Genomic DNA, 24,640 nt, shown 5'->3' on the forward strand with positions numbered 1-24,640 from the left:
AAAACATCGTTTTTCCATGAATATGGCGAGAGAGACGCCATGGGTAAAGAGTAAGGAGGAATAAAATGGCAAGAATGAAATTTTTCGTAGATACTGATAGATGTATTAGTTGTTATGGTTGCCAAGTTGCTTGCTCTTCTGCTCATGAACTTCCAGTGGGAATTTACAGAAGAAAGGTCATTACACTTCACGATGGTATCGAAGGCAAAGAGGTTTCAACTACTATTGCATGCCAACACTGTACTGATGCACCTTGTGAGCAAGTTTGCCCAGTTGATTGTTTCTACATTAGAGCTGATGGTATCGTGCTTCATGATAAAAATATATGTATAGGCTGTGGTTACTGCTTATATGCTTGTCCGTTTGGTGCACCACAGTTCCCTAAAGATGGAGCATTTGGCGTAAAAGGCGTAATGGATAAATGTACTATGTGTGCAGGTGGTCCAGAGCCAACAAACTCACACGAAGAGAGAGAGCTTTATGGCCAAAATAGAATGGCTGAGGGTAAAGTGCCTATGTGTGCAGCAGTTTGTGCTACAAATGCACTTTTGGTTGGTGATGCAGCTGATGTGTCAAATGTATACCGCAAACGCGTTATGCTAAGAAACACCGGGCTAAATGCCTAACAAGAAGGAGAGCATTTGCTCCCCTTTAAATTCTAAATTTTAAACTTAAAAACCTTTTCATTTTTTATAAAGCGACTATTTTTTATTCAAAAGATAAATTTTAAATTTACATTAGAAAATTTCTAAAACCATTTAAAATTGGCTATTTGAAGACAAATTTCTTTTTATTATCTCAATTTGCTCTATTTTATGATAATCGTTTTTATTTTAATCAAAGTAAAGCCTTGATAATATTCACTTCAAAAAATCTCACAGGTGGTTTATTTAATGAATAAATTCTTAAAATTTATGCTAATTATGTTGTTGCCTATTTGGCTTATGGCAAAAAATGACGACTATGAGCAGGTCGCAGCTCAGATAAAAGAGTCGCTACAAAAAGTAATAACAGAGTATAGAGCGGGCAATGTTGAACAAGCGGTCAGTGATACTCAAAATGCTTATTTTGGCTTGTTTGAAGATGTTGAAGCTGGCATCAGAATAAATTTAGGTCAGAAAAAAGCTTACTCTATGGAGAAGCAGTTTGGCGAGATCAGAAAGGCGATAAAAGCAGGCGAAGCGCCAGATGATGTGCAAAAAAGAATAGATCAGATAAATAGCGAGATCGCTGAAGTTCTACCAGTTATCTTAAAAGGACATAGACTAGTTGGTGAGTATTCAGACAGCCCAGCTCAAGCTGCTACAACTGATTATGATACTTCTAAATTTATCCCTGAGTGGAAGGTGGCATTTGCAAATTTATCAGCCGATCTAGATAAAGCAATAGCAAGCTATGAGAGCGATAAGCAAGATGACGCCAAAAGTGCTATTCAAGATGCTAAATTTACAGATTACAGAAATACTCAACTTGAAATCGCTATTCGTCAGCATATAGAAAATGGTAAAAGCATAGATGCTGACATCCAAAGAAAGATGGGTGAAGCAATAAGCGGCATCACAAATGGCATAACAAAAGATGACTTTAAAGTAAAGCTAGAAGAGATCAAAAAGCTAGCTTATGACGCTGTCTCAAAACTCCCAGCTGATACTGCAAAACTAGCAAAAGTTGATATGAGTGATGTAGAAGCAGCTTCTGAAGAAGATAGTGGTGCAGATTATACCAAAGTCGTTCAAAACATAAACGACAAAATTCAAGTTGCTATCACACTTTATAAAAATGGTGATGTAAAAAAAGCTATGGGCGATATCCAAGACATCTACTTTGATGAGTTTGAAGGTAGCGGTATGGAGAATAAAGTAGGCGCAATAGATGTAAATTTAAAAACAGCTATTGAAGCTACATTTGGCAATCTTGTAGCCCTTATGAAATCAGGTGTAGACGAAAAAACTCTTCAAGAAAGCGCAAGCAAGATGTCATCTCAGCTAGCAGCCGCACTTGAAAAAACTAGCGGTTCAAGCTCACCTTGGACGCTATTTATCTGGGCACTAACTATCATCTTAAGAGAGGGCTTTGAGGCTCTTATCATCGTTGCAGCCGTCGTTGCATACCTTGTAAAAACTGGCAATGCAAAAGCTATGGGTAAGGTCGTATATAGCTCAGTTGGCGTGGCTGTCATCTTAAGCTTTGTTATGGCGTGGATCATGAACGTCATCTTTGGCGAGGCAGCAGGTCAAAAAAGAGAGCTTATGGAAGGCATCACGATGCTTGTTGCAGTGGGACTTCTATTTTATGTTGGCTTCTGGCTTCTTTCAAATGCTGGTGCTAAAAAATGGAACGACTACATCAAATCTCACGTATCTGAGTCTATCTCAAGTGGCTCAAGCACAGCGCTTTGGTGGACTGTATTTTTAGCCGTATTTAGAGAGGGCGCTGAGACAGTGCTATTTTATCAGGCACTTATCTTTGACGCAAAAGACTCAGCTGGCTACTCAATGATTGCAGCTGGCTTTGTCGTAGGTCTTATCGTTCTTTTAATAGTCTATTTCTTATTTAAAATTTTTGCTGTTAAAATTCCTATTAAACCATTTTTTATATTTACGTCAGCGATCATCTTTTACATGTCGATCGTCTTTGTTGGCAAGGGTGTTGGCGAACTAGTTGAGGGCAAAATTTTCATCCCAACTATCATAAAAGGACTTAGCTTCCCTGACTGGATGAGAGACTGGCTAGGACTTCAGCCATATTATGAGAGCTTAGTACCTCAAATCATTATGGTGCTTGCCCTAGTTATAGGCATCGTTATCATGAAATCAAAACAAAATAAAAATTAATCTTATTTAAAGGAGAGAATATGAATAAAATTCTTAGTTCAGCTCTAGCACTTAGCCTAGCAGCTGGTTTTGCACTTGCTGGTGAGCACCCAATCGGCGAGCCTGTAGAGGCTAATGGTATGGAGATAGCTGCAGTTTATTTGCAACCAATCGACATGGAACCAAAGGGTATTGACCTAGCTCCAAGCCTAGCTGATTTTCACCTAGAAGCTGACATACACGCTATTGCTGGTAATAAAAACGGCTTTGGCGAAGGTGAGTGGATCCCATACCTAAAGATTAACTACGAGCTAAAAAACCTTGATAACGGCAAAGTTAAAAAAGGTACCTTTATGCCAATGGTTGCAAGCGATGGCCCACACTATGGTGCTAACGTAAAAATGGATACAGGCGTAGGCAACTATGAGCTTAAATTCCACATTGATAATCCAGAAAAACAAGGTTTTGGCCGTCACGCTGACAAAGAGAGCGGTGTTGGTAAATGGTTTGAGCCTTTCACAACAACTTATAAATTTCAATGGACAGGTGGTCCTGTTAAATAATCACCAGGGGCGTTCTCGCCCCTTTTAAAAAATTCTCACAGGATTTAGTTATGTCAATTTATTTCTATCAGGTCTTTTTAGCCCTCCTTGGATTTACGCTTTTTGCTGCCTTAAATAACAAGGATAAAAGTTTAAAAACACTCTTTTTACCGTCACTTTTTGGAGTCGTAGCTGGCGTATTTATTTTTAAAGTCGTTCGTCACGCACTTATAGATGATCAGTTTAAAATTTTCATCGATTCAGTGACGCTAGTTTTTCTACTAATTAGCGTTTTATGGATATTTCTTGAGCTTAAGATAGCAAAAATTGTAACGTTTTTTGTTTTAGGCATCGGCTTTGGCTTTGGTTATAGTTCAAGCAGTGTATTATTTCCACTATTTGGTGGTGAGCTACTAGATACGCTTTCGGTCATTAGCTTCTTTCTAATGATATTTGCAATGATTTTGCTCGTATTTTTATTCTTTTTTATTTCGAATTTAAAATCTAGCATTTCTCCATTAATAGCTAAAATTTTAGCTATTATCACTTTAGTTTTCTTACTAATCGATAGGAGCTCTCAGACAGCACTTGAGCTTTTGCGTGCTGGGGCTTTAAAGATAAGTAGTGAGTTAAACTCTCAGATTTTATCTGCCAGTGCAAAAGGTATTTACGTATCAGAATTTGGTACTTATTTTTATATCTTTGTGATCTTACTTTTATGCATCACCGCGCTTTTCTTTATGCCAAAAAGTATTGATAAAAATAAATTTGGTTCTATCAAATACCGCTTTACAAAAGCCATTAGAGAAAATGTTTCTGATAATGCAAAATTTGCATTTTGTAGTATTTTGATAGCACTTGGATTTTCGCTCTATTATGATCTTTACGCATCTCGTCCACCTGAAATTTCAGAGCCAGTCTTGGTTGAGCCAGTGGGAGATAAATTTATATTTGATGTTGATATGCTAAAAGATAATGAACTTCACAGATTTGCTTATATAACAGACGAGGGCAAACAGATAAGATTCTTCTTATTAAACCGCTTTAGTGACCGTGTATCGCCTGTTATCGTCTTTGACTCTTGTATGATTTGCGGCGATATGGGCTATATAAAAAGAGGAAATGACCTTATTTGTATCTCTTGTAATGTTAGAATTTTCTTGCCATCAGTTGGCAAAGAAGGTGGTTGCAATCCGATACCAATGCCATTTATCTTCGATGGCAAAAATATCATAGTTGATTATAAAACTATTACAGATGGAGCAAATTTCTTTAGTAAGGTTGTCGAAAAAATGGTGCTTGACCCAGTTAGTCGCAAAAAGGTGAGCAACCTTGAGTCAAGATCATATTTATATTATGGACGCACATATTTCTTTGAAAATAACGAAACTCAGGCGAAATTTGAAGCAAATCCAGAAAAATATGTAGAAACAAATGGAACGTTAAAATGAAAAATATGCAACTAAGAATGATAAAAAGCTCGATCACGGGCTCAAAGGTGCAAAAGACGATGGCCTTTATCACTATCTTGCTAGCTGCTCTTTTGATAGCTTGCATGCTAAATATCACGCTAAAAATCGGCGATCAAGTAGCAACCGAGCTTAGAGGATATGGCTCAAATATCGTTGTTTTGCCACGAGGTGAGAGCTTAAGCATTGAGATCGAGGGTAAAAATTTTACTCCGCTTAAGTCGCAAAATTTACTCCCAGAGGCTGATCTTTATAAGATAAAAGAGATCTTTTGGAGAAATAATATCGTTGCTTTTGCGCCGTTTCTAGAGACAAAGGTCAAAGATGAAAAAGGTAATGAATTTAGCTTTGAGGGAACATATTTTGACAAAAATATCGGCTTAAAAGACGAGCCAGAATTTAACACAGGCGTTAAGAGCTTGTATGGATTTTGGGGCGTTGAGGGTGTTTGGCCAAAAGATGAAAGTATGGATGAAATTTTAGTGGGAGATGAGCTTGCAAAGGCTAAAAATTTAAAAGTTGGCGACAAGCTTAGCCTTGTGGGCAAAAATGGCACAAGAGAGGTTAAAATAGTTGGAATTTTAAAAGGAGCTAGTGACGAGACGCATAAGCTAGTTGGCTCACTAAAGCTTGCTGGAGATCTTTCAGGACATTCAAACTCATACACAAAGGCTGAAGTCTCAGCTATGACGATCCCAGAAAATGACCTATCGTTAAAGGCAAGAAGAAATTTAGACAACCTTGATAGTGCAGAGTACGACAAATGGTATTGCTCGGCTTACGCAGGCTCGATCGCATTTCAGATAGAAGAAAATTTACCAAACGTTAGCGCAAAAGCTAGCCTTCAAGTAAGCGATGCAGAGAGTAATATCGTAAAGAAAATCCAAAGCCTAATGGGCATTGTTAGCATTATCGCTCTTGTGGTTTCAGCCATTGGCATAACATCGCTAATGACAAGTGAAATTTACCGCCGTAAAAAAGAGATCGGCCTTTTAAAAGCCATAGGCGCAAGTAACTTTGAAATTTACGCCCTTTTTGCGAGCGAGAGCCTTGTGGTTGCCTTTTTTGCAGGTATCACTGGAGCATTTTTAGGATACGCGCTAAGCTACGTGATGTCTTACATTATCTTCTCACACGGTATAGGCATAGCTTGGATCGTGCTACCAATTAGCGTGGCATTTGCCCTACTTATCTCAGTCGTTGGCTCGCTAATGCCAATGAGAAACGTCATAAATTTACTACCTGCGGAGGTGCTATATGACCGCAAATAGCAAATTCTTTTACAATACAATTTATAAAAGTTTAAAAAATGGCTCATCAAGAGTAATGGTCATCGTGATCTCTATCTTGCTTGGAGCATGCGTGTGCGCGGCATTTGTAAATGTCTATCTTGACATCGACTCAAAGGTCTCACGCGAGCTAAAAACTTATGGTGCAAATATGATCTTTGCTCCAAAAGATATGGCGACAAGTGATGATATGAGTGAAAAAACTTACAATGAAATGATCGCTAAAGTGCCAAAAGACAAGCTTCTTGGTGAGAGCGGTTATCTCTTTGCTCAGGCAAATATCGGTCCAACAAACGCTATCGTCATGGGAACAAAATTTAGCAATCTAAAAAAAGTTAAACCATTTTTAGATGTTAGAGATGGAGGGATGATAAATGTCGATTTTGACGATAAAAACGTGCTAATAGGCGTCGATCTAGCTCGTCAGGCTGGCTTTAAAGCAGGCGATGATATAGAAATTCGTGCCATTGGCTCAAATGAGAGCATAAATGTAAAGATAAAAGGCGTAGTTGCAAGTGGTGACAAAGAGGATGCTCTTTTGATCACGTCACTATCTTTGGCCCAAAAAATTTCAAATAAAGCTGGCAAAATAAACTATGCTGAAGCTGTTGTGCTTGGTAACTTTGATGAGATAACATCGCTTGCAAAGACTATAAGCAATGAAGAAATAGCTGCAAAACCAGTGGCAAAGGTCTCAAAGTCTGAGGGCTATATCTTGGAAAAGATCAAGCTATTAATGGCACTTGTTAGCCTTGTTATTTTGCTCATTACTTCAATGTGCGTAAACACAACGCTTAGTGCTATCTTGCTCTCTCGCTCAAAGGAGATCGCACTTCTAAGAGCCATAGGTGCAAGCAAAAAAGATGTACTAAAGCTATTTGGCTTTGAGACATTTGTGACAGCACTCATCTCAGCATTAGTTGGTGCATTTTTAGGATATTTACTAGCTCAAATTTTAGGTTATGCGATATTTGATTCTAGTATTGATTTTAGAATTTTAAGCATCCCAGTAGCTGTGATAATATCGCTTTTATTTGCAGCGATCGCAGCATTTTATCCGATCAAACGGGCACTTAATAATAAAATGGCAGATACATTAAGAGGAGAATGATATGCAAAATGCACTAGAATTAAAAAATATTTGTAAAATTTTTGGCGATGTTAAAGCACTTGATGATATAAATTTTGAGGTTAAAAAAGGTGAGTGGGTCAGCGTAATGGGACCAAGTGGTAGTGGTAAGAGTACGCTTGTAAATATCCTTTCTCTAATGGATACTCCAAGCAGTGGTACTTATATGCTCGGTGGGGATGACGCGAGCAATCTAAATGCCGATGATACGCTTAAATTTAGACGTGAAAAGATCGGTCTTATTTTTCAGCAGTTTCACTTAGTGCCATATCTTAGCGCACTTGAAAATGTGATGATCGCTCAGTACTATCACAGCTCAGTTGATGAAGAGGACGCTAAAAAGGCACTTGAGGCAGTTGGTCTTTCTCACAGACTAACACACAGACCAAGTCAGCTAAGTGGTGGTGAGCAACAACGCCTTTGTATCGCACGCTCGCTCATAAACGATCCTGAAATTTTAATAGCAGATGAGCCAACTGGTAACCTTGATGAAGCAAATGAAAGAGTTATACTTGATCTATTTTGCAAGCTAAGGAAAGATGGAAAAACTATTCTTCTAGTAACTCACAACCCTGATCTTGGCGAGTATGGTGATAAGATTGTCTATCTAAGACATGGCAAATTAGAGAAAATTCGCACTATTGAAAACCCAAAGGTACCAAATGAGATATAAAATTTTATTTTTATGTCTAGTTTCAGCCCTAGTTATGGGCTGCGTCAAGCAGTATGAGAAGCATCACATTACGCTAAATGACTCAAGTGGCATTGATACGCAGTTTTTTCCAACAGAAAAGAGGCTAAAGATAGGCGATAAGCCATATATGCTATTTTTCTTTGGCACTGACTGCGGAGTGTGCAAGGCCGCTATACCTGATCTAAATACGCTTGAAAAAGAGTATGGTAAAGAGGTTCAATTCATTGGTGTTTTAGGACCTAGTAAAGGCTTTGATAAAGATATTGAGCTTTTAAAAGAGCACAACATCACCTTTAAAACTACGAGCGACAAGGTTTCAGTTGATTACTTTAGCAAGGCAGTTGGTGGCGTCATGGGCGTGCCAGTTATCTATTTTTTTGATAAAGATGGTAAGATGCGATCAAAATTTATCGGTCTTACACCAAAAAGCGTACTTGAAAGTGCTATAAGATCGCTCTTGTAGGAGTGAATATGAAAAATTTCTTTTTATTTGTCTTAGCGGTATTTTTTGTTGGATGTGCTAGTAGCACTCCAAACATCTCGGTCAAAACGAGCGAGCCTATATTTTTTACGCTTAATGAAACAAATAAAAGCGTCTATGTAAATTTTAAAAATAGTGCGACTGGACAAGATGTAAATGCTGAAATTTTAAGCGAGTTTGCAAAGGCTGGCTTTAGAAACGAGCCAAATATCAAAAACGCCGATTTCATCATCCTTGGTGATGTGCAAAGCTTTTCTAGGATAATAAAAAGAGATCCTAGATTTTCAATGGGCATGGGATATGGCTTTGGTAGACCAAGCTTTGGTTTTGGCTACTCGATGTTTTTCCCATTTGGCTATTACGATGATGATTTTAGTACGAATAGCTATACTTATCATATGCAAGTAAGCGTGCTAGTGCGTCCAAAAAATGGTGGCGAAAAGGCGACAAATATCTCACTTATGCAAGCTGGCAATGTCTATTCGCCAAGCTACATTTGGCCGTTTTTTAAAGAACGCCTAGCAAAACAGATCGTTAGCTTTTTTTATAATGTCTCGCAAAAATAGGAGAAATTAGTAAATTTAAAAGGATTTAAATGCTAGTTGATGAAAGCTATGAAATTTTATCTTGTGATGATATTGAACTTGGTATAAAAAGAAGCTCTCCTCTCTCCTTTTATTCCTGTTATGACAATGCCAAGGATGCAAAAGCTCTTTTGGTAATTATCCCTGGGCTTGGAGAAGACTCTGACCTTGGATATAGAGCTAATCTTATTCGGACTATGGCAGAGACTTATGATGTTGCATGCATTAGCGTGGATTATCACTGCATAGGCAACCGCCCACAGCTTGGGGCGAAATTTGGACTTGATGATATAGATCGATCAATATTAATAAGGGAGCTAGCAAAGATTGGTATAACATTACCTATTGATTTAAAAATAGTTAATAATTATGATAAAACTTGTGTTTTGCTTAAAAGCCTTAGCGAAGAGATCACTATGCAAAAAGAGAGTGGAGTCTTGCCATGTGATTTTAGCTTAGATATTAGCATAACTATGATGCCAATAAAAAACGAATATCAAAATTTTGGTCTTATGCAAGCACTAGACGTGCTAAATGCTCTACTTTATACAAAAAAATATATAAATAATGGTAGGTTTGAGTATCTACCAGTCATAATGGTAGGTAGCTCACATGGTGGATATTTGGCACACATGTGTGCTAAGATTGCTCCATGGCTAGTTGATGCCGTGATAGATAATAGCTCTTATGCTATATTTTTGTGGCGACTTATTGGTTTTGGTAAAGAGATTGACTTTACTAGATTTGCTGGCTGTGGCACTAGAGTTTTATATAAAAATTTAAATCTTTACTTCTGTGATAAAACTTATTGGACTCTTAATAAAAGTTCACCGTATTATTTTAGTGACGCAAGAAAGAAAATAAGAAACATCCTAAATTTAGATCATTTAAATGTTCAAAGCGGCTATGAAAAGCCAATTTACGTGAGCTATCACTGTATTTGCGATAAAGAAATAGCTCCAGCAAAGGATAAAACCGAGCTTTACGAGGCTCTTAAGAAACTTAAATTTGACGCAACACTACATATGATAAAAGATGAGAGTGAGGTTGATGGCAAATTTATAAAGTCTCTAACGCATGGAATGGGGATGTCTTATAAACTACTTTTACAAAAAGAGCTTCCCAGTATGATGGAGAAAATTTTATCTCAAAAAAACAAGAAGAGCAGCAAGAGTATTGAGTATAAATGCGGCGATACGATCTATAAATTTAGTGAAGTCTTAGATCAAATAAATCTTGAAATTTTAGATATTGCTTAGTATTTAAAATAGTTAAAACTAGGCGCATAAAGACCTGGTTTTTATCAGTCATTATCTATCTCAAAGTCGTAAAATTCGCTTTCATACTCAACATTTCCTATTTTGCTGTATTGTATAAGAGCTGCTTTTATATTATCTATCTGCTGATACATTAGGCCAAGAGCTATTCTATTTTCGATAGCATTAGCATCATTTAGTTTTGTTAGCTCTAAAAGTGCGATCGCGTTTGATACTTTTCCAGCTCCTGTTGCAGCCACAGATGCTAAAAATAATGTGCTAGCGTCATTTACTTTAAACTCATCGATTGCCTGATTGTAAAGTTTATAACTTTCTTCAAAATCGTTTGTAAAGATATCGACATAGGCCAGAGTTTGGATTAAATTTATATTCTTTGGAGTATTTTTTAGCTCAGCTCTTAATTTATCACGCTCTCTTGTAAGTAAGCCCGAAATTTGAAGTAGCTTGATGTATTGTTTTTTGATGATATCAGCACCGTGATAGAAAGCGTTTGAATCAAGCTGCTTGCCATTAAAGTGAATTTGTATCGCTTTTGCATACTCTTTGACATTTTGCTCTTTGTTTTTCGAGATGAAATTTAAGATATTTGCAATAATATCATTTGGCAAAATTTTTAGTAGTTCATCAGCTTTCTTTGCCATTAGCTCATCATTGTTTGTTACTTTTGCGATGATGATATCAAAGGCTAAATTTAGCATTGTCTGCTCTTTTGGCTCTTCAAGCCACCTTATCATCGCACTTTGGTTGCCGCTAACAAGGCTTAGAAGCGAGGCATATAAATTTACAGGCTTTAAACTCTTATCGTTTTCTAAATTTTCGCCTATCTCTTCAATGAGTTTTGGGTTTAAATTTCTATTTATATCTAGACAAATCGCCCCAAAAATACCTGCAAGATGGTTATTTACATCCTGGTGGTAGCTTGCTATGAAGTGCTTTGCAGCAAGGCTAAAATTTCCAAGCTGAGCGTAACTTAGGGCGAGGTTGTATTGTAAGATAGAGTGATTTGGATAAGTGCTAGCTAGCTCTTCAAACTCTTTATTCGCTTCTTTTAAGCGGTAGCTTAGTGCTTTTGCGATAGCTTCGCTAAGTTTTGCATTTACTTTTGAAGCAGCTGCACTTTGGCTAAGATAGTCATTTGCTGCTGATGTATCGTCTAAAAAGACGCTAACACCGCCTTTTCTTATCTGCTCAATACTCTGTTTTGCATCAAAGACCTTGTAAGGTGCGAAGTAAAAAAGCGTCTCATAGCGCCTTGTTCTATCAAAAAACATATCATCGCTAAAGTATGCCTGAGCTAGGCTGACATCAAAAAGATCAGGCTTTAGTATCGTTTTTATCTTGTAAATTTTGCTTGGCAAAGAAGCGTTGTAGTCGTAAACATCTTTGATAAATGCAGCCGCGTCGCCGTAGTCAGCAGTTTTTAGATCAATTAGTGCCTCAGTCATCTTGATAAGATCGATATTTGGCGTATTCTTAGAAGCTTTTGTTAAATAATCCCTTGCCTTGTCGTATTTGCCAAGTCTTGCATAGAGCTGTGCTAGCGTGAAGTCGGCCTTAAACGCCTTTTGGCTCTCAAGTTTGGCTATTGCTCTCTCATCATCTCCAAGAAGTGATAAAATTTTTGCACTTAAATACGCATATTCATTTTTATAATCTGCGGTATTTGGATGAGAAAGTGCTTGAAGCGCCTCGTAATAGTTGCCTTTATAATAGTTTATAAGCGCGTAGTAATAGCTATAAAGTGGCGAGTTGTTTTCATACTGCAAAAATGAATCAGCAAGTCCTATATAGTAGTTAAAATTTTTAGTGTTATTTAGCTCAAGTGAGCAAATAGCAGCGTTTATCGCACTAACCGCCGTGTTTTCTCTATCAGTTATTGCTTTATTAAAAGATATGATCGCCTCATCACATCTTTCTTGTTTCATCTGCGAAACACCGAGGTTGTAGTTTGAGAGAGACTGGTTATAAACAGCTACGTTTTCATAAATTTTTAACGCCTCAAATTTATTGCCACGCTCATAAAGCTGATTGGCTTTATTTATCATTTCATCGATCTTTGAAGCGCCAAAATTTTGCGTTTGGTAGTTGTTTTCTATATTTTTTACGATACTTGCAGCATCTATGTTCTCTTTTTTGTCTTTCTTTAGCAAGATAACTAGCAAAACCACTATCAAGATAATAAGCACTAGAGCGACCACGCCTGCTATTATAAAGAGCTTTTTATTGCTCTTTTTTACAGGGATTGGCTCCGGGATGCTCTCGTCTTGCAGCACACCCTCACTTGCGATACTCTCAAGTGAGACGATCTCTTCAGGCGCTTCGGTTTTTGCCTCTTCAGGTGCTTCCTGCTCTGCTTGCTCGCCAGGTGGTTTTAAAACTACAACCTCTTCTTCAGCCACTACATATACCTCTTAAGAACTTCTGGAATTTCGATAGTGCCATCTGCTTTTTGATAGTTTTCCATGATAGCAATAAGAGTCCTGCCCACAGCTAGACTTGAGCCATTTAGTGTATTTACAAGCATATTTTTCTTGCCATCTTTAAAGCGAATTTTTGCACGCCTTGCTTGAAAATCACGAGTGTTGGAAATAGAGCTAATCTCTCTATATTTACCTTGACCAGGCAACCAAACCTCAAGGTCTATCGTCTTTGCCGCGCTAAAGCCAAGGTCGCCACTGCAAAGAAGCATATGGCGGTGAGGAAGCCCAAGGCTAGTTAGTAGATTACTTGCGCACGCTACCATTTCATTTAGCACGTCTTCGCTTTGATCAGGCTTTGTGATGCTTACCAGCTCGACCTTTTCAAACTGGTGCTGGCGGATCATACCTCTAGTGTCACGTCCTGCTGAGCCTGCCTCTTGGCGGAAGCATGCTGAGTAGCAAGTCATCTTTATAGGTAACTGCTCAGCTTCAATGATCGTGTCATTGTATAAATTTGTCACAGGTACTTCGCTAGTCGGGATGAGATAAAGGTCCTCGTCGCGCACTTTGTAAAGATCTTCTTCAAATTTAGGCAGCTGACCAGTACCAAAAAGTGTATTTGAACTTACTAGATAAGGGACATTTACAAGCTCGAAGCCACGTGAGCTATTAAAGTCGATCATGTAATTAACAAGCGCTCTACTTAGCCTTGCTCCCATGCCACGAAGCACGGTAAAGCGAGATCCTGAGAGCTTTGCGCCCCTTTCAAAGTCAAGCCAACCAAGGCTCTCACCTAGCTCCCAGTGCTCTTTTGGTGTAAAGCTAAATTTAGTTGGCTCAAGCACCGTTTTTATGCAGACATTATCGTCCTCGTCCTTACCAAATGGCACGTCATCGTCGGTGATATTTGGCACGTTAAATGAAATTTGCTCAAGCTTTTCTTCATATTGTTTAACGATCTCATCAGCGTCAGCAAGGGCAGCTTTGTTTAAATTTAGCTCATTTTTTAGCTCGCTTACATCTTCGCCAGCCCTTGCCTTTATGCCAAGCTCTTTACTCTTTGAGTTTTGGATCGCTTGGAAATTTTCAAGTGCTTTGCGCTTTTGTTTTAGCTCGTTAAAAGTTTGTAAAAGCTCGTCAAGTAGCCCAGCTTTTACATTTTTGCCCTCAAGTTTTTTTACAAATTCATCGTAATTTGTCTCGAGTAGTTTTAAATTAATCATTCCGCATCCTTAAACCATAAACATAACTTTTGCAAAAAGTACGATAAAAACTGCCGCTGTTAGCGCAAATGGGTGAATGTTGCCAAGTGGGCTAGGACGTTTAAATATAAATTTGCAGCTTAAATTTGTTATAACCGCAGCTACGATTAGCATTGCTAAGAAAAATTTGATCATAAAAATGATTTGTAAATTTGTCTCAAAGTAGCCACCAGCCTTTGATCCGACCCAGTTACTCATCATCATGCCTCCAGTTAATACCAAAAGCAAGATACAAAGTGGCATTATCTTAATAGCAACTGAACCGATAGCTTGTTTTGCCTTTTGAGCAAGCTCAGGTGGCATTTTTTTATAAGCTGCCTTAAAAATGATTACATCAAAAAAGAGGTAACCAACAAAGATGATTGCACAAAAAAGATGAACTATCTGTGCGTATGGATATAAATTTTGCATATTTTTCCTTTATTAATAAATTCCGACTGCTTCACGAACTTTTTTTATTGTTGTTTGAGCAACATTACTTGCCTTTTTGGCTCCTATTTCTAAAATTTCAGATACTTCGCCAGGATTATTTTGATAATGCTCAAATTTCTCTCTCGCATCTTTAAAATAGTCCCAAATAAGCTCATTTAGATAAGCTTTAAAGTGCCCATGACCCTCGCCACCACGCTCATATCTAGCTTGAAGCTCTTTTTGTCCACTCTCGTCTAAGAAAAGTTTGGCGATATTATAGACGTTGCAGTTTTGCCACTGCTTTGGCTCTTCAAGTGGCGTGCCATCTGTCACGATGCTAGAAATTTGCTTTTTAAGCGTTTTAGCATCGGCAAAGATGTCGATTGTATTGCCATAGCTTTTGCTCATCTTTTCGCCGTTTGTACCAGGCACGGTGGCGACATTTTCATCGATCTTGGCCTCAGGCAATGTAAAAATTTCTCCATGCTCGTTGTTAAATTTAATAGCTATATCACGTGCGATTTCTACGTGCTGGATCTGATCCTTGCCTACAGGCACGACCTGCGCATTATAAAGCAAAATGTCAGCTGCCATCAAAACTGGATAGCTAAAGAGTCCGTGGTGCGAACTAAGGCCTTTTGCGACTTTGTCTTTGTAACTATGTGCGCGCTCAAGAAGCCCCATAGGCGTGTGCTGACTTAGCACCCAGTAAAGCTCAAGAACGTCTTTAACGTCACTTTGCACCCAAAATATACTTTTATTTGGATCGAACCCAAGTGCCAAAAACGCACACGCAGCCTCAAAAGTGTTTTGCTTTAGGGCTTTGGCCTCGCTAAGGCTTGTCATCGCGTGGTAGTTTGCTATAAACATAAACATCTCATTTTGCTCTTGCATATCAACCATCTGCTTTATCGAGGCAAAATAGTTGCCAAGGTGTAGTTTGCCGGAGGGTTGGAGGCCGGTTAATACTCTCATCTTATCCTTTCAAATTTTGGCTTTTTCTCGTGAGCGCTTTTGATAGAGATTTAAAATTTTAAGCTTTCGGCAGACTATGTGTCTAGCCTCGGCTTAAAATTTCTACACAACTCTCGTCGCTTTAGCGTTGCGAACAAAGAGAAGCAAAAAATCATCTCACGATACTTCGCTAAAAATACTTTTTAAATTTTAACGTTACATTAGAGTTTTTGTATCTAATCTAATCTTAAAATTTAACTAGCAGACCATGTGTCTAGCCTTCGCTTAAAAACAAAATTTTGCCTCGCCTAAATAAAAAATCTTTGCCAAAACGTTTAAAATTTAACATCAGGTTAGACTTTTTAGTCTAGCTTAATCTTAAAATTTTTATCACACAACTCTCGTCGCTTTAGCGTTGCGAACAAAGTGAAGCAAAAAAATCATCTTACGATACTTCGCTAAAATTTCTAACTACAAAACGTTAAATTTAGCTCAAACATTTCAAATTTTAACACCACGCCAGATAGCCATCTAGCCTGATCTTAAAAATTTATCGTTGCAAGCAGCAATCACGCTACTTTACAACTAAATTTTTAAAAGCATCCTTATCTCTTTTACGATCTGCTTTGGAGTTTTACCCTCGACTTCGACGATGTAATCAGCCTTTTTCTCATAAAGCTCCTCTCGCTCCAGATGTAACGCCTCAGCTCTTTTTAGATCGCTTAAAAGTGGACGTTTGGCGAGCTTTTTCTCGCTATTTTTGCTATTTTTTAGCCTTTGCATGATCGCATCAAAGCTTGCTTTTAGATAGATCACGGTGCCAATTTTCTTTAAATTTTTAACCTTCGCAAAGCCTCCGCCAGTTGAGATGATTGCATTTTTGACATTTGTTGCTAGAAATTTAGCCAGATCCTTTTCAAGCTGCCTAAAATGCTCCTCTCCGTACTCTTCAAAGATAGCCTTTATCTTCATGTTTTGTGAGCTCTCCAGTAGGTCGTCGCAGTCAAGGTTCATCGTCTTTAGCGCCTTGCTTAACGCCCTTGCAGTCGTGCCCTTGCCAACGCCCATAAATCCTATCAAAACGATATTATTGTTCTTTGTTTTCATCGCTCTCTCCACGTTTCTTAGGGATTAGCACGATAGGCACGCCAGTTAGATTAAAACTCTCTCTAAGCTTGTTTGTTAGGTAGCGTTTGTAGCTAAAGTGCAGGCATTTTGGGCGGTTCATGATAAGCGCTATCATGATGGGTGCAGTCTTAAACTGCACTGCGTAGTAAATTTTCACAACTCTGCCTTTATCTCGTGGCAGTGGGTGTGCCTTGGTCGCTTCGCCGATCACTTCGTTTAGCTTTGAAGTTTGGATTTTTTGGGTGTAGTTTTTATAAATTTCAACTATGAGTGGGTAAATTTTATGCACTCTTTTGCCACCAAGTGCCGAAACGCTAATGATCGGTGCGTATGAGAGAAATTTAAACCTATCTTTTATCTCTTTGCAAAGCTCGTCAAATTCTTCGCTGTTTTTATCCCATTTGTTTAGCACGATGATGACGCCGAGCTCAAATTTAGAGGCGATACCAGCGATACGCTCATCAAGCTCGGTTAGTGGCTCAGAGCTATCAAGTACAAGTAGTGCAACGTCTGTCTCTTCTAAAATTTTCTCAGTTCTATTTAGCGCGTATCTCTCGATGCCCTCGATCTTGCCACGCTTTCTAATACCAGCAGTATCGACAAATTCAAAAACCCTGCCATCATGCTCATAAATTTCATTTACTGGGTCGATCGTAGTGCCTGCCACGTCGCTAACAACGGCGCGACTCTCTTTTACAAGTGCGTTCAGAAGTGAGCTTTTGCCGACATTTACGCGGCCTATGATGCCAACTCTGATGTTTTTGTTCTCGTAGTCTATCTCGTCGCTTAGCTCGCCCTCGTCGTTATAGTTTTCTAAAAAATTATCAAAATCTTCGCTCGTATCGGCCTTTATCTGCACTTTGTTTTCTAAGTGCTTTGCTAACCACATGCTAAGCTCATCTATGCCTGTGTTGTGGCTTACAGAAATTCCAAAGGAATTTTTCGCGCCAAAGCTTACAAATTCCCACTCCCTTTGCTCATCTTTTTTGCTGTCTATTTTATTGATGACTAGAGCGATTGGTAAATTTAGCTTGCTAAGCTCGTAAAAAATGGCTCTATCCTCGTCATCTGGCATCATTTTGCCATCGACCATGTATAAGATGACGTCTGAATTTCTAGCCTCTGCCAAGGTCTTTGCTTTTACATTTTTAAAAAGCTCGCTACTATCATCAAGGCCGCCACTGTCGATTAATATGCACTCTTTACCCTCAACCTCGATCTTAGCTTTGTTCGTATCTCTTGTCGTGCCGCTAACATCGCTTGTTATAGCGATACGACGACCAGCTAAGCGGTTAAAAAGTGAGCTTTTGCCGACATTTGGCTTGCCTACTAATATTACTTTTTGCAAATTTTGTCCTTTTCGTGATGGCTGATTATACAAATTTTTGACTTATATAAAGTATAAAAATTTGCTTAAAAGCGCCAAAATAAAAGAAAAAATCAACCAAAATTTAAGCCACTTTTCATTAAAATGGCTACTTTAAATTTAAAGGTCTTGTGATGTTAAAAAGGTTTTATATTTCGCATCTTGGCATTTTTTATATGCTCTTTGCTTGCTTTATGTTTGCTGTTACTGGCGCATTTGCAAAGTATCTTAGCAAGGATATGCCATCTATCGAAGTTGTATTTTTTAGAAATTTAATAGGTCTTTTTATCGTCATTTATGCCATTTATAGATTTCCATTTAAGCAAGCCGGCGGACATTTTTTCTTACTGATGTTTCGTGGTTTTGTGGGCACGGTCGCACTTTTTGCTTTTTTTTACAATGTCGCTCATGTAAATTTGGCCACAGCTTTTACATTTCAAAAGACAAATCCAATCTTTACAGCCATCCTCGCAGCTTTTATTTTCAAAGAGCGTCTAAGCTCACTTGGCTGGTTTGCTGTATTTTTGGGATTTGGTGGAATTTTGCTTGTCATCCAGCCAAATTTAGGCATAAGCAAGACTGATATTATCGGTGTTTGGAGTGGCCTTGGTGCGGCGATCGCATACACAAGTGTAAAGGAGCTAAACAAAAGTTACGGCACAAATATTATTGTGTTAAGCTTCATGCTTTGGGGTTCGTTTTTACCGCTTATTTGTATGGGTTTGGCAGAAATTTTTACTTACGAGCCACTTGATTTTTTGTTTTCAAAATTTAGTATGCCAAGTTGGAATAACATTGTTTTTATTTTGTTAATGGGACTTAGTGGTTACTATTTTCAGGCTTTTATGACAAAGGCATTTGCGGTTGGTAAAAAGGCGGGCGTGATCGCTGCGGTTAGCTACGCGGACGTCATCTTTACGCTGATAATTGGCTATTTTATGGGCGATGCGTTGCCAAATCACCTAGCACTTATGGGCATCGTGCTTGTTGTAGTGAGTGGAATTTTAGTTGTGAGAGAAAAATAAAGGAGAAAAAATGATACTAATAGCAGGGCCTTGCGTCATCGAGAGCGAACAGCTCGTTTTTGACGTGGCAAAAAGGCTGGTTAAATTTAACGAAGATAAGCGGATAGATTTTTATTTCAAATCAAGCTTTGACAAGGCAAATCGCACGAGTATAAGCTCGTTTCGCGGACCCGGACTTGAAAAAGGATGCGAAATTTTAGCCAAGGTAAAAAAGGAATTCGGTTTTAAAATTTTGACCGATATCCACGAGAGCTATCAGGCTGGGCCCGTGGGCGAGGTGGCGGACGTACTGCAAATACCTGCGTTTTTGTGTCGCCAGACCGATCTACTTGTCGCTGCGGCTAAGACAAAAGCCGTGGTAAATATCAAAAAAGGGCAGTTTTTGGCAGCCTCTGCGATGAAGCACTCTGTTAAAAAAGTGCTAGAAACGCGCGGCGTAAAGGGCGATGGATACGAGGTCGCCAAACAAAACGGTGTGTGGCTAACCGAGCGAGGTAGTACCTTTGGCTACGGAAATTTAGTCGTAGATATGCGAAATTTGGTGCTGATGAGAGAATTTGCGCCCGTGATTTTCGACGCTACTCACAGCGTGCAGATGCCATCAGCCCTTGGCGAGAAAAGCGGCGGAGATGCGAAATTTGTGCCGTACCTAGCGCGAGCCGCGGCAGCTGCGGGCGTGGATGGATTTTTTTATGAGACGCACGTAAATCCTTGCGAGGCGCTTTGCGACGGGCCGAATATGCTAAATTTGGACGAACTAGACGCAAATATCGCTCAAATTTTTAAGATAAAAGACGCCCTAGGCGATGCAAACTAAAGGCTTTTTGTGGGTATTAGGCGGCGCGGTCGCCGAGTGCGGCTGGGCGTATGGGCTAAAGCACGCATCAAGCGCGCCAGAGATCGCACTCACTGCGATGCTAGTTTGCGTTAGCTTCACGTCCTTTATCATGGCGATGAAATATTTGCCCATTAGTATTACATACACCGTGTTTGTGGGGCTTGGGGCGTTTTTCGTCGTGATCGCCGAGATCGTGAGCGAATTTCGCGCAAGCGGCCAGACACCGGATTTGTTGCGGCTATTTTTCATAGTGACACTGATCGCGGGCGTGCTGGGATTAAAAAGGCTAAAATCTTGACGCATGTTTTGGCTCTTTTGACGGCCGGGTTCTGCGAGGTCTCGGGCGTGTTTTTTCTAACCAAATTTCAAAAAAGCTTCGGCGTGAAAAAGGTGGCGAATTTTTTGATTTTGGTCGCAAATTTCGCCATTTCGCTTTGGCTTTTGAGCTACGCGATGCAGGCGATGCCGATGTCGGTAGCGTACGCGATCTGGACGGGCATCGGAGCTGTTGGGGCGGTGCTGGTTGGCGTGGTATTTAACAACGAAAAGGTAAATTTAGAAAAAGCCCTCTTTTTATCGCTCATCATCATTAGCGCGGCGATGTTAAAGATCGCTTAAGTGCTAAATTTAGAAGCATAAATATTAAGTTAATTTGGCAAGATAAAGACAGATTTTTAAAATATATAACTTCAAAATTTATTTACTTAATATATTCTAAAAAAAATAATATCAAAACCAATTTTTAAAAGTTTTCATACTAAATATTGTTTTTTGAAATATTGATTTTTAAATTCAAAATAAATTTATATAAATAACACTACACTTTCAAGTTATTTTTCAAATTTAAGGAGACATTGTGCAAATTTGTAGAATTTTGTTTATCTCTGGTGTGGCGTCCAGCTTTGTCTTTTCATCCCAAGACGTGCTATTAGAAGGTGTTGTAGTAAGTGCAAGTGGTATTTCAACGAAAAAGACAGAGCTTAGCAAAAGCGAGTTAAAAAAGGGTCAAATTTTCTCCGAGCGAGATCTTGTGCGAAACGAAACTGGCGTAACTGTTACAGAAGGCGGTAGAAGCGGAAATAATGGGTATGCCATACGAGGTGTAGATAGCGATAGGGTTTCTTTAAAAATAGACGGAATGGAAGCCGTTGAGAGTTTTATGCCCCGCTCTTACAATATTTTAGGGATATTAAATGGCAACCGAAACAGCACCGAGCTTGAAAACATAAGCAGTGTAGAATTTGTAAAAGGTGCAAATTCATTAAACAAAGGTAGCGGTGCGATCGGTGGTAGCGTTAGTATGCAGACAAAAAATGTTGATGACTTTGTAAGGGATGGACAAAATGTTGGTTTTTATAGCAAAAGCGCATATGCATCAAAAAATAGTGAATTTAGGCAAGTTGCAGGTGCAGGCGTAAAAGCAGGCGGTATCGAAGCACTGTTTCAGCATACGTATAAGCGTGGTAAACAGACAAAGAATTTTTACAGCGGCAAGTTAGATGATGTGCCATTTTGTGGAATGGGAACCAGTGTGGAGGGTTCATATTTAGCAGAAAAGTACCCAGAACTTTGCTCTTTTGGTAGAATTTTGCCTGATGATGTGAGATTTCGCACGCACTCAAATTTGATGAAATTTGGCTATAGGTTTGACTCACATTTTTTAAATACATCCTATGAAGACTTTAGGCAAAACTATTTTACCGAAGAGAAGAGTAATAGCACCGCAACACTTAATAGAAAGCAAACAAGAGATAGCATCCCTTACAAAAGATATGGAATTTACTATGAGTTTGTGCCAGACCATGATGCTTTACTAAGTAATTTAAAGATAAGCTTTTATAAGCAAAGAGTGCAGCAGAGGTCAAATTTCACAAGATATCATGCAAACTATCCAAACGATATGCAATACAACTCAAGTTTTGATCAAAAAGATAGCTATGAATTTTTTCAAGACAAAAAACAGTTCGATATAAGCGGCATGAGTGGCGACATTAATGCAGGTAAATTTTCTCACATATTGAGTTTTGGTCTTGGCAGACACATCTCTACCTTTAAAAATAGAAATTTACAACTTAGACAAAGTTTTAATACAAAATGGAGCGCTAGCGGTTTTATCGTAGATCCAGCAAATCCTTTTAAGCCGGTTAAAGCAACGGACGTAACCTTTGCTCAGCCAGTAAAAAGCACTCTTGAATATGTTTTTTTGGGTGACGATATGAGTTTAAATGAAGCCTTAAGTCTAAACTATGGAGTTAGGCTTGATAGATATGTCTATAAACCAGAGCAAGCAAATATTGCCTCTGGTGCAGGATATAAAATGTTGACTACGCCATATCTTAAAAATAGCAAATTTAAAGCTATTACTTACAATGCAGGAGCTGAATATAATATAAATAACAATGTGAGCATTAACTATGCGTTTAGTACTGGTTTTCGTGCACCAAGAGTCGAGGAGATGTATTTTGATACGCCTAGGGATAGTACAAGATATGTTAGAAATTTAGAGTTAAAACCAGAAAAAGCCTTTAATCATGAGGTAAGTTTATTGTCATCAGGTCAGAGTTATGCATTTGCTCTTAGTGCTTTTTATTCTAAATATAGAGATTTTATTGATACTGATTATGATGTTGGTATTGATGAGATAGAAGAACTTGATTTTGATACATGGGAGCTTGTAAAAAAATACAGTAAAAAAAGTCTCGACTTTAAGCATGTAAATGTTGGTAGGGCAACCGTCAAAGGTTTGGAACTAAATTCGCGTGTAAATGGTGATGCGCTAAATTTAAATAAAAATTTATATGCAAGCTTAAAGGCGACTTATGCGCGGGGCAAAAAAAATGACGGGACTTCACTTATGGCTATTCAGCCGTTTACTGCAATAGCTGGACTTGGGTATAGTGATAATAAATTTGATCTCTTATTAACTAGCAAATTTGTAGTAGCTAAAAAAGCAAAAGATGCGGTTTCAAAAATACCACCAAATTTTTCTCAGATAATCGTTGATAGAGATACAGGTAAAGTGACTGGTACAACTCAGCCAGAAGCACATAAATTCCTAAGTAAAAGCTATTTTGTCTTTGACTTAACTATGGGTTATAAGATCAGTAAAAATTTCAGCATCAATGCAGGCGTGTTTAATATTTTTAACAAAGAGTATTCCACTTGGGAAAATTTAAGACAGCTTAGATATAACGGTAACCAAAGCTATGTTAAATTTGATGGTACCGGACTTGAGCGATATACTGCTCCTGGTAGAAATTTTAGCGTTTCTTTTGAGATTAGATATTAGCTTTAGTTTAAATAAGATTTTGATAAACTAGGCAAAAATCTAAGGAGAAATTAATGAAAATAATCGAAGGAAATTTGGCTCTAAAAGGTGGCGAGAAGGTCGCCATAGTGGGCGCGAGGTTTAACCACATCATCACCGATAGGCTGGTCGAGGGCGCGAGGGACGCGTTTTTGCGTCACGGCGGCGACGAGGCGAATTTGAGCCTCATTTTGGTGCCGGGTGCGTTTGAGATACCGATGGCGCTAGAAAAGGCGCTAGCCAGCGGTAAATTTGACGCCGTTTGCTGCGTGGGAGCGGTGATCCGCGGCTCTACGCCTCACTTTGACTATGTTAGCGCCGAGACTACCAAGGGCATCGCAAACGTCACGCTAAAATACGGCAAACCGGTGACATTTGGCGTGCTAACGGTAGATAACATCGAGCAAGCCATCGAGCGAGCTGGCTCAAAGGCCGGAAACAAGGGCTTTGAAGCGATGACGGGCGTGATAGAGATGCTAAACTTATATAAAAATTTGGAGGCGTGAAATGGCGACTCGTCATCAGGTTAGGCAGGCCGTCGTTTCGCTGCTCTACTCAAATGAGATAAATCCGGTAACCGCTGCATTTGAAGAGGAATTTCTAGAAGAGAAAAAGATAAGAAACGAGCGTAAACATGAGGCGCAGCAGACTTTTAAAGAGGTGCTCGCAAACAAAGAAAAACTAGATGAAATTTTAAAGCCATATCTAAAAGACGGCGATTTTAGCAAAGTTGGTGCGACTGAGCTTGCCATTCTTAGACTTGGGCTTTATGAGATGAAATTTAGCCAAACTGATAAGGCTGTCATCATAAACGAAGCGATCGAGCTTGCGAAAGAACTTGGAAGTGATCAGGCGCCAAAATTTATAAATGGCGTACTTGATAAGCTAAAGGACGATCTGTGAGGCTCTGTGTTGCACTTGATATGGCTAGCCGTGAAGAGAATTTGGCTCTTGCTAGAGAGCTAAAAGGGCTTGATCTTTGGCTAAAAGTAGGGCTTAGAAGCTACCTTAGGGATGGGGCAAAATTTATAGAAGAGCTAAAAGGGATTGAAGGTTTTAAAATTTTCCTCGATCTAAAACTTTATGACATACCAAATACGATGGCAGATGCTGCTGAAGTAGTCTCAAAAATCGGCGTAGATATGATAAATGTGCATGCTAGCGCTGGTGAGCACGCGATGAAGACAGTTATGGATAGGCTAGCTGGTCTTGGGAACCGTCCTTTGGTGCTCGCAGTATCGGCACTGACTAGCTTTAACGAGAGTGAATTTGAAATGGTTTATAACGATACGCTTGCTCGCTCAGTTAGAAAATTTAGCCAGATGAGCTTTAAATCAGGACTTGATGGAATGGTCTGTTCTGTTTTTGAAAGCAAACTCATCAAAGATGTAACAAATGAGAAATTTATCACTCTTTGCCCTGGCGTTAGGCCTTTTGGCGAGAGCGCTGGAGATCAAAAAAGAGTAGCAAATTTAGTAAGTTCAAAACAAGAGGATAGTGACTTTATAGTTGTTGGCAGGCCGATTTATGAAAATGCAAATCCAAGAGAAATTTGTGAACGAATTTTGGAGCAAATTTAATATTTGAGTTTGTCTAAAGTTGTTTTAATCAGAGCTTCTATGTTAAAATTTTTACAAAATGTTGCGTGAAG

At 38.8% G+C, this 24,640-nt stretch carries 24 protein-coding genes; 18 read left to right on the forward strand and 6 right to left on the reverse strand.

Annotation, left to right across the window (positions count from 1 at the left end; all coding sequences use genetic code 11):
• The first annotated feature begins 65 nt into the window (after positions 1-65).
• From fdh3B to MTT30_RS00395, 10 genes are all read left to right on the forward strand, one after another.
• Positions 66-626, forward strand: a complete 561-nt coding sequence (gene fdh3B, locus MTT30_RS00350) for a formate dehydrogenase FDH3 subunit beta (protein ID WP_149717298.1) — start codon at positions 66-68, stop codon at positions 624-626.
• Positions 627-893: 267 nt separating this feature from the next.
• Positions 894-2,834 (forward strand): FTR1 family iron permease, encoded by a 1,941-nt coding sequence (locus MTT30_RS00355; RefSeq protein ID WP_149717299.1) that lies wholly within the window; start codon positions 894-896, stop codon positions 2,832-2,834.
• Between the two features lie 20 nt (positions 2,835-2,854).
• Positions 2,855-3,376 (forward strand): iron transporter, encoded by a 522-nt coding sequence (locus MTT30_RS00360; protein WP_084041674.1) that lies wholly within the window; start codon positions 2,855-2,857, stop codon positions 3,374-3,376.
• Positions 3,377-3,426: 50 nt separating this feature from the next.
• On the forward strand, positions 3,427-4,806 hold the full coding sequence (locus MTT30_RS00365) for a Fe-S-containing protein (RefSeq protein WP_429800597.1): 1,380 nt from the start codon (positions 3,427-3,429) through the stop codon (positions 4,804-4,806).
• Positions 4,803-6,095, forward strand: coding sequence for an ABC transporter permease (locus tag MTT30_RS00370; RefSeq protein WP_429800598.1), 1,293 nt, complete (start codon positions 4,803-4,805; stop codon positions 6,093-6,095). The genes MTT30_RS00365 and MTT30_RS00370 overlap by 4 nt, the downstream gene beginning before the upstream one ends.
• Positions 6,082-7,224 carry an ABC transporter permease gene (locus MTT30_RS00375; RefSeq protein WP_429800599.1) on the forward strand — a complete coding sequence of 381 codons (1,143 nt, stop codon included), beginning with the start codon at positions 6,082-6,084 and terminating at the stop codon, positions 7,222-7,224. Before MTT30_RS00370 ends, MTT30_RS00375 begins: the two co-directional genes overlap by 14 nt.
• 1 nt (position 7,225) lies before the next feature.
• A complete protein-coding gene (locus tag MTT30_RS00380) occupies positions 7,226-7,915 on the forward strand; it encodes an ABC transporter ATP-binding protein (protein ID WP_054196145.1) in 690 nt (229 codons plus the stop codon).
• A complete protein-coding gene (locus tag MTT30_RS00385) occupies positions 7,905-8,399 on the forward strand; it encodes a TlpA family protein disulfide reductase (protein ID WP_021090806.1) in 495 nt (164 codons plus the stop codon). The genes MTT30_RS00380 and MTT30_RS00385 overlap by 11 nt, the downstream gene beginning before the upstream one ends.
• A gap of 8 nt (positions 8,400-8,407) precedes the next feature.
• Positions 8,408-8,983: a hypothetical protein gene (locus MTT30_RS00390; RefSeq protein ID WP_429800600.1), complete on the forward strand. Its 576-nt coding sequence runs from the start codon at positions 8,408-8,410 to the stop codon at positions 8,981-8,983.
• A gap of 29 nt (positions 8,984-9,012) precedes the next feature.
• Positions 9,013-10,260 (forward strand): DUF2920 family protein, encoded by a 1,248-nt coding sequence (locus MTT30_RS00395; RefSeq protein ID WP_429800601.1) that lies wholly within the window; start codon positions 9,013-9,015, stop codon positions 10,258-10,260.
• Between the two features lie 44 nt (positions 10,261-10,304).
• On the opposite strand, the gene MTT30_RS00400 is transcribed toward MTT30_RS00395, so the two are convergent.
• From MTT30_RS00400 to der, 6 genes are all read right to left on the reverse strand, one after another.
• A complete protein-coding gene (locus tag MTT30_RS00400; protein ID WP_429800602.1) occupies positions 10,305-12,677 on the reverse strand; it encodes a tetratricopeptide repeat protein in 2,373 nt (790 codons plus the stop codon).
• On the reverse strand, positions 12,677-13,921 hold the full coding sequence (serS, locus tag MTT30_RS00405; RefSeq protein WP_429800603.1) for a serine--tRNA ligase: 1,245 nt from the start codon (positions 13,919-13,921) through the stop codon (positions 12,677-12,679). Before serS ends, MTT30_RS00400 begins: the two co-directional genes overlap by 1 nt.
• Positions 13,922-13,930: 9 nt before the next feature.
• Positions 13,931-14,371, reverse strand: coding sequence for a copper resistance protein CopD (locus MTT30_RS00410; protein ID WP_429800604.1), 441 nt, complete (start codon positions 14,369-14,371; stop codon positions 13,931-13,933).
• Positions 14,372-14,383: 12 nt separating this feature from the next.
• A complete protein-coding gene (gene trpS, locus MTT30_RS00415; protein ID WP_429800605.1) occupies positions 14,384-15,346 on the reverse strand; it encodes a tryptophan--tRNA ligase in 963 nt (320 codons plus the stop codon).
• Between the two features lie 564 nt (positions 15,347-15,910).
• The gene (locus MTT30_RS00420; RefSeq protein WP_054196151.1) at positions 15,911-16,432 is read right to left on the reverse strand and encodes a shikimate kinase; all 522 of its coding nucleotides are present in this window, start codon (positions 16,430-16,432) and stop codon (positions 15,911-15,913) included.
• Entirely contained in the window at positions 16,413-17,801 is a 1,389-nt protein-coding gene (gene der, locus MTT30_RS00425; RefSeq protein ID WP_429800606.1) for a ribosome biogenesis GTPase Der, read from the reverse strand. The genes MTT30_RS00420 and der overlap by 20 nt, the downstream gene beginning before the upstream one ends.
• Before the next feature lie 152 nt (positions 17,802-17,953).
• On the opposite strand from der, the gene MTT30_RS00430 reads away from it, so the two are divergent.
• The 8 genes from MTT30_RS00430 to pyrF all read left to right on the forward strand — a co-directional run bounded on the left by MTT30_RS00430 (position 17,954) and on the right by pyrF (position 24,569).
• Positions 17,954-18,844: a DMT family transporter gene (locus MTT30_RS00430; protein ID WP_429800607.1), complete on the forward strand. Its 891-nt coding sequence runs from the start codon at positions 17,954-17,956 to the stop codon at positions 18,842-18,844.
• 10 nt (positions 18,845-18,854) lie between these two features.
• The gene (gene kdsA / locus MTT30_RS00435) at positions 18,855-19,661 is read left to right on the forward strand and encodes a 3-deoxy-8-phosphooctulonate synthase (protein WP_429800608.1); all 807 of its coding nucleotides are present in this window, start codon (positions 18,855-18,857) and stop codon (positions 19,659-19,661) included.
• The gene (locus MTT30_RS00440) at positions 19,651-19,980 is read left to right on the forward strand and encodes a DMT family transporter (RefSeq protein ID WP_429800609.1); all 330 of its coding nucleotides are present in this window, start codon (positions 19,651-19,653) and stop codon (positions 19,978-19,980) included. Before kdsA ends, MTT30_RS00440 begins: the two co-directional genes overlap by 11 nt.
• Entirely contained in the window at positions 19,977-20,300 is a 324-nt protein-coding gene (locus MTT30_RS00445) for a DMT family transporter (protein ID WP_429800610.1), read from the forward strand. The genes MTT30_RS00440 and MTT30_RS00445 overlap by 4 nt, the downstream gene beginning before the upstream one ends.
• Positions 20,301-20,538: 238 nt before the next feature.
• Complete coding sequence (locus MTT30_RS00450; protein ID WP_429800611.1) at positions 20,539-22,971, forward strand: TonB-dependent hemoglobin/transferrin/lactoferrin family receptor; 2,433 nt, start codon at positions 20,539-20,541, stop codon at positions 22,969-22,971.
• A gap of 53 nt (positions 22,972-23,024) precedes the next feature.
• Positions 23,025-23,495, forward strand: a complete 471-nt coding sequence (gene ribH, locus MTT30_RS00455) for a 6,7-dimethyl-8-ribityllumazine synthase (RefSeq protein ID WP_429800612.1) — start codon at positions 23,025-23,027, stop codon at positions 23,493-23,495.
• A gap of 1 nt (position 23,496) precedes the next feature.
• Positions 23,497-23,892, forward strand: coding sequence for a transcription antitermination factor NusB (gene nusB / locus MTT30_RS00460; RefSeq protein ID WP_087585156.1), 396 nt, complete (start codon positions 23,497-23,499; stop codon positions 23,890-23,892).
• Positions 23,889-24,569 (forward strand): orotidine-5'-phosphate decarboxylase, encoded by a 681-nt coding sequence (pyrF, locus tag MTT30_RS00465; protein WP_429800613.1) that lies wholly within the window; start codon positions 23,889-23,891, stop codon positions 24,567-24,569. Before nusB ends, pyrF begins: the two co-directional genes overlap by 4 nt.
• Positions 24,570-24,640: the final 71 nt, after the last annotated feature.

Origin of the sequence: Campylobacter concisus, from assembly GCF_050447445.1 — a bacterium.
Classification (GTDB): Bacteria; Campylobacterota; Campylobacteria; order Campylobacterales; family Campylobacteraceae; genus Campylobacter_A; species Campylobacter_A concisus_BI.

What these genes read in the sequence shown, in the direction of transcription:
- fdh3B (WP_149717298.1), top strand. Translation starts at nt 66, where the DNA reads ATGGCAAGAATGAAATTTTTCGTAGATACTGATAGATGTATTAGTTGT.
- MTT30_RS00355 (WP_149717299.1), top strand. Translation starts at nt 894, where the DNA reads ATGAATAAATTCTTAAAATTTATGCTAATTATGTTGTTGCCTATTTGG.
- MTT30_RS00360 (WP_084041674.1), top strand. Translation starts at nt 2,855, where the DNA reads ATGAATAAAATTCTTAGTTCAGCTCTAGCACTTAGCCTAGCAGCTGGT.
- MTT30_RS00365 (WP_429800597.1), top strand. Translation starts at nt 3,427, where the DNA reads ATGTCAATTTATTTCTATCAGGTCTTTTTAGCCCTCCTTGGATTTACG.
- MTT30_RS00370 (WP_429800598.1), top strand. Translation starts at nt 4,803, where the DNA reads ATGAAAAATATGCAACTAAGAATGATAAAAAGCTCGATCACGGGCTCA.
- MTT30_RS00375 (WP_429800599.1), top strand. Translation starts at nt 6,082, where the DNA reads ATGACCGCAAATAGCAAATTCTTTTACAATACAATTTATAAAAGTTTA.
- MTT30_RS00380 (WP_054196145.1), top strand. Translation starts at nt 7,226, where the DNA reads ATGCAAAATGCACTAGAATTAAAAAATATTTGTAAAATTTTTGGCGAT.
- MTT30_RS00385 (WP_021090806.1), top strand. Translation starts at nt 7,905, where the DNA reads ATGAGATATAAAATTTTATTTTTATGTCTAGTTTCAGCCCTAGTTATG.
- MTT30_RS00390 (WP_429800600.1), top strand. Translation starts at nt 8,408, where the DNA reads ATGAAAAATTTCTTTTTATTTGTCTTAGCGGTATTTTTTGTTGGATGT.
- MTT30_RS00395 (WP_429800601.1), top strand. Translation starts at nt 9,013, where the DNA reads ATGCTAGTTGATGAAAGCTATGAAATTTTATCTTGTGATGATATTGAA.
- serS (WP_429800603.1), bottom strand. Translation starts at nt 13,921, where the DNA reads ATGATTAATTTAAAACTACTCGAGACAAATTACGATGAATTTGTAAAA.
- MTT30_RS00410 (WP_429800604.1), bottom strand. Translation starts at nt 14,371, where the DNA reads ATGCAAAATTTATATCCATACGCACAGATAGTTCATCTTTTTTGTGCA.
- trpS (WP_429800605.1), bottom strand. Translation starts at nt 15,346, where the DNA reads ATGAGAGTATTAACCGGCCTCCAACCCTCCGGCAAACTACACCTTGGC.
- MTT30_RS00420 (WP_054196151.1), bottom strand. Translation starts at nt 16,432, where the DNA reads ATGAAAACAAAGAACAATAATATCGTTTTGATAGGATTTATGGGCGTT.
- MTT30_RS00430 (WP_429800607.1), top strand. Translation starts at nt 17,954, where the DNA reads ATGTTAAAAAGGTTTTATATTTCGCATCTTGGCATTTTTTATATGCTC.
- kdsA (WP_429800608.1), top strand. Translation starts at nt 18,855, where the DNA reads ATGATACTAATAGCAGGGCCTTGCGTCATCGAGAGCGAACAGCTCGTT.
- MTT30_RS00440 (WP_429800609.1), top strand. Translation starts at nt 19,651, where the DNA reads ATGCAAACTAAAGGCTTTTTGTGGGTATTAGGCGGCGCGGTCGCCGAG.
- ribH (WP_429800612.1), top strand. Translation starts at nt 23,025, where the DNA reads ATGAAAATAATCGAAGGAAATTTGGCTCTAAAAGGTGGCGAGAAGGTC.
- nusB (WP_087585156.1), top strand. Translation starts at nt 23,497, where the DNA reads ATGGCGACTCGTCATCAGGTTAGGCAGGCCGTCGTTTCGCTGCTCTAC.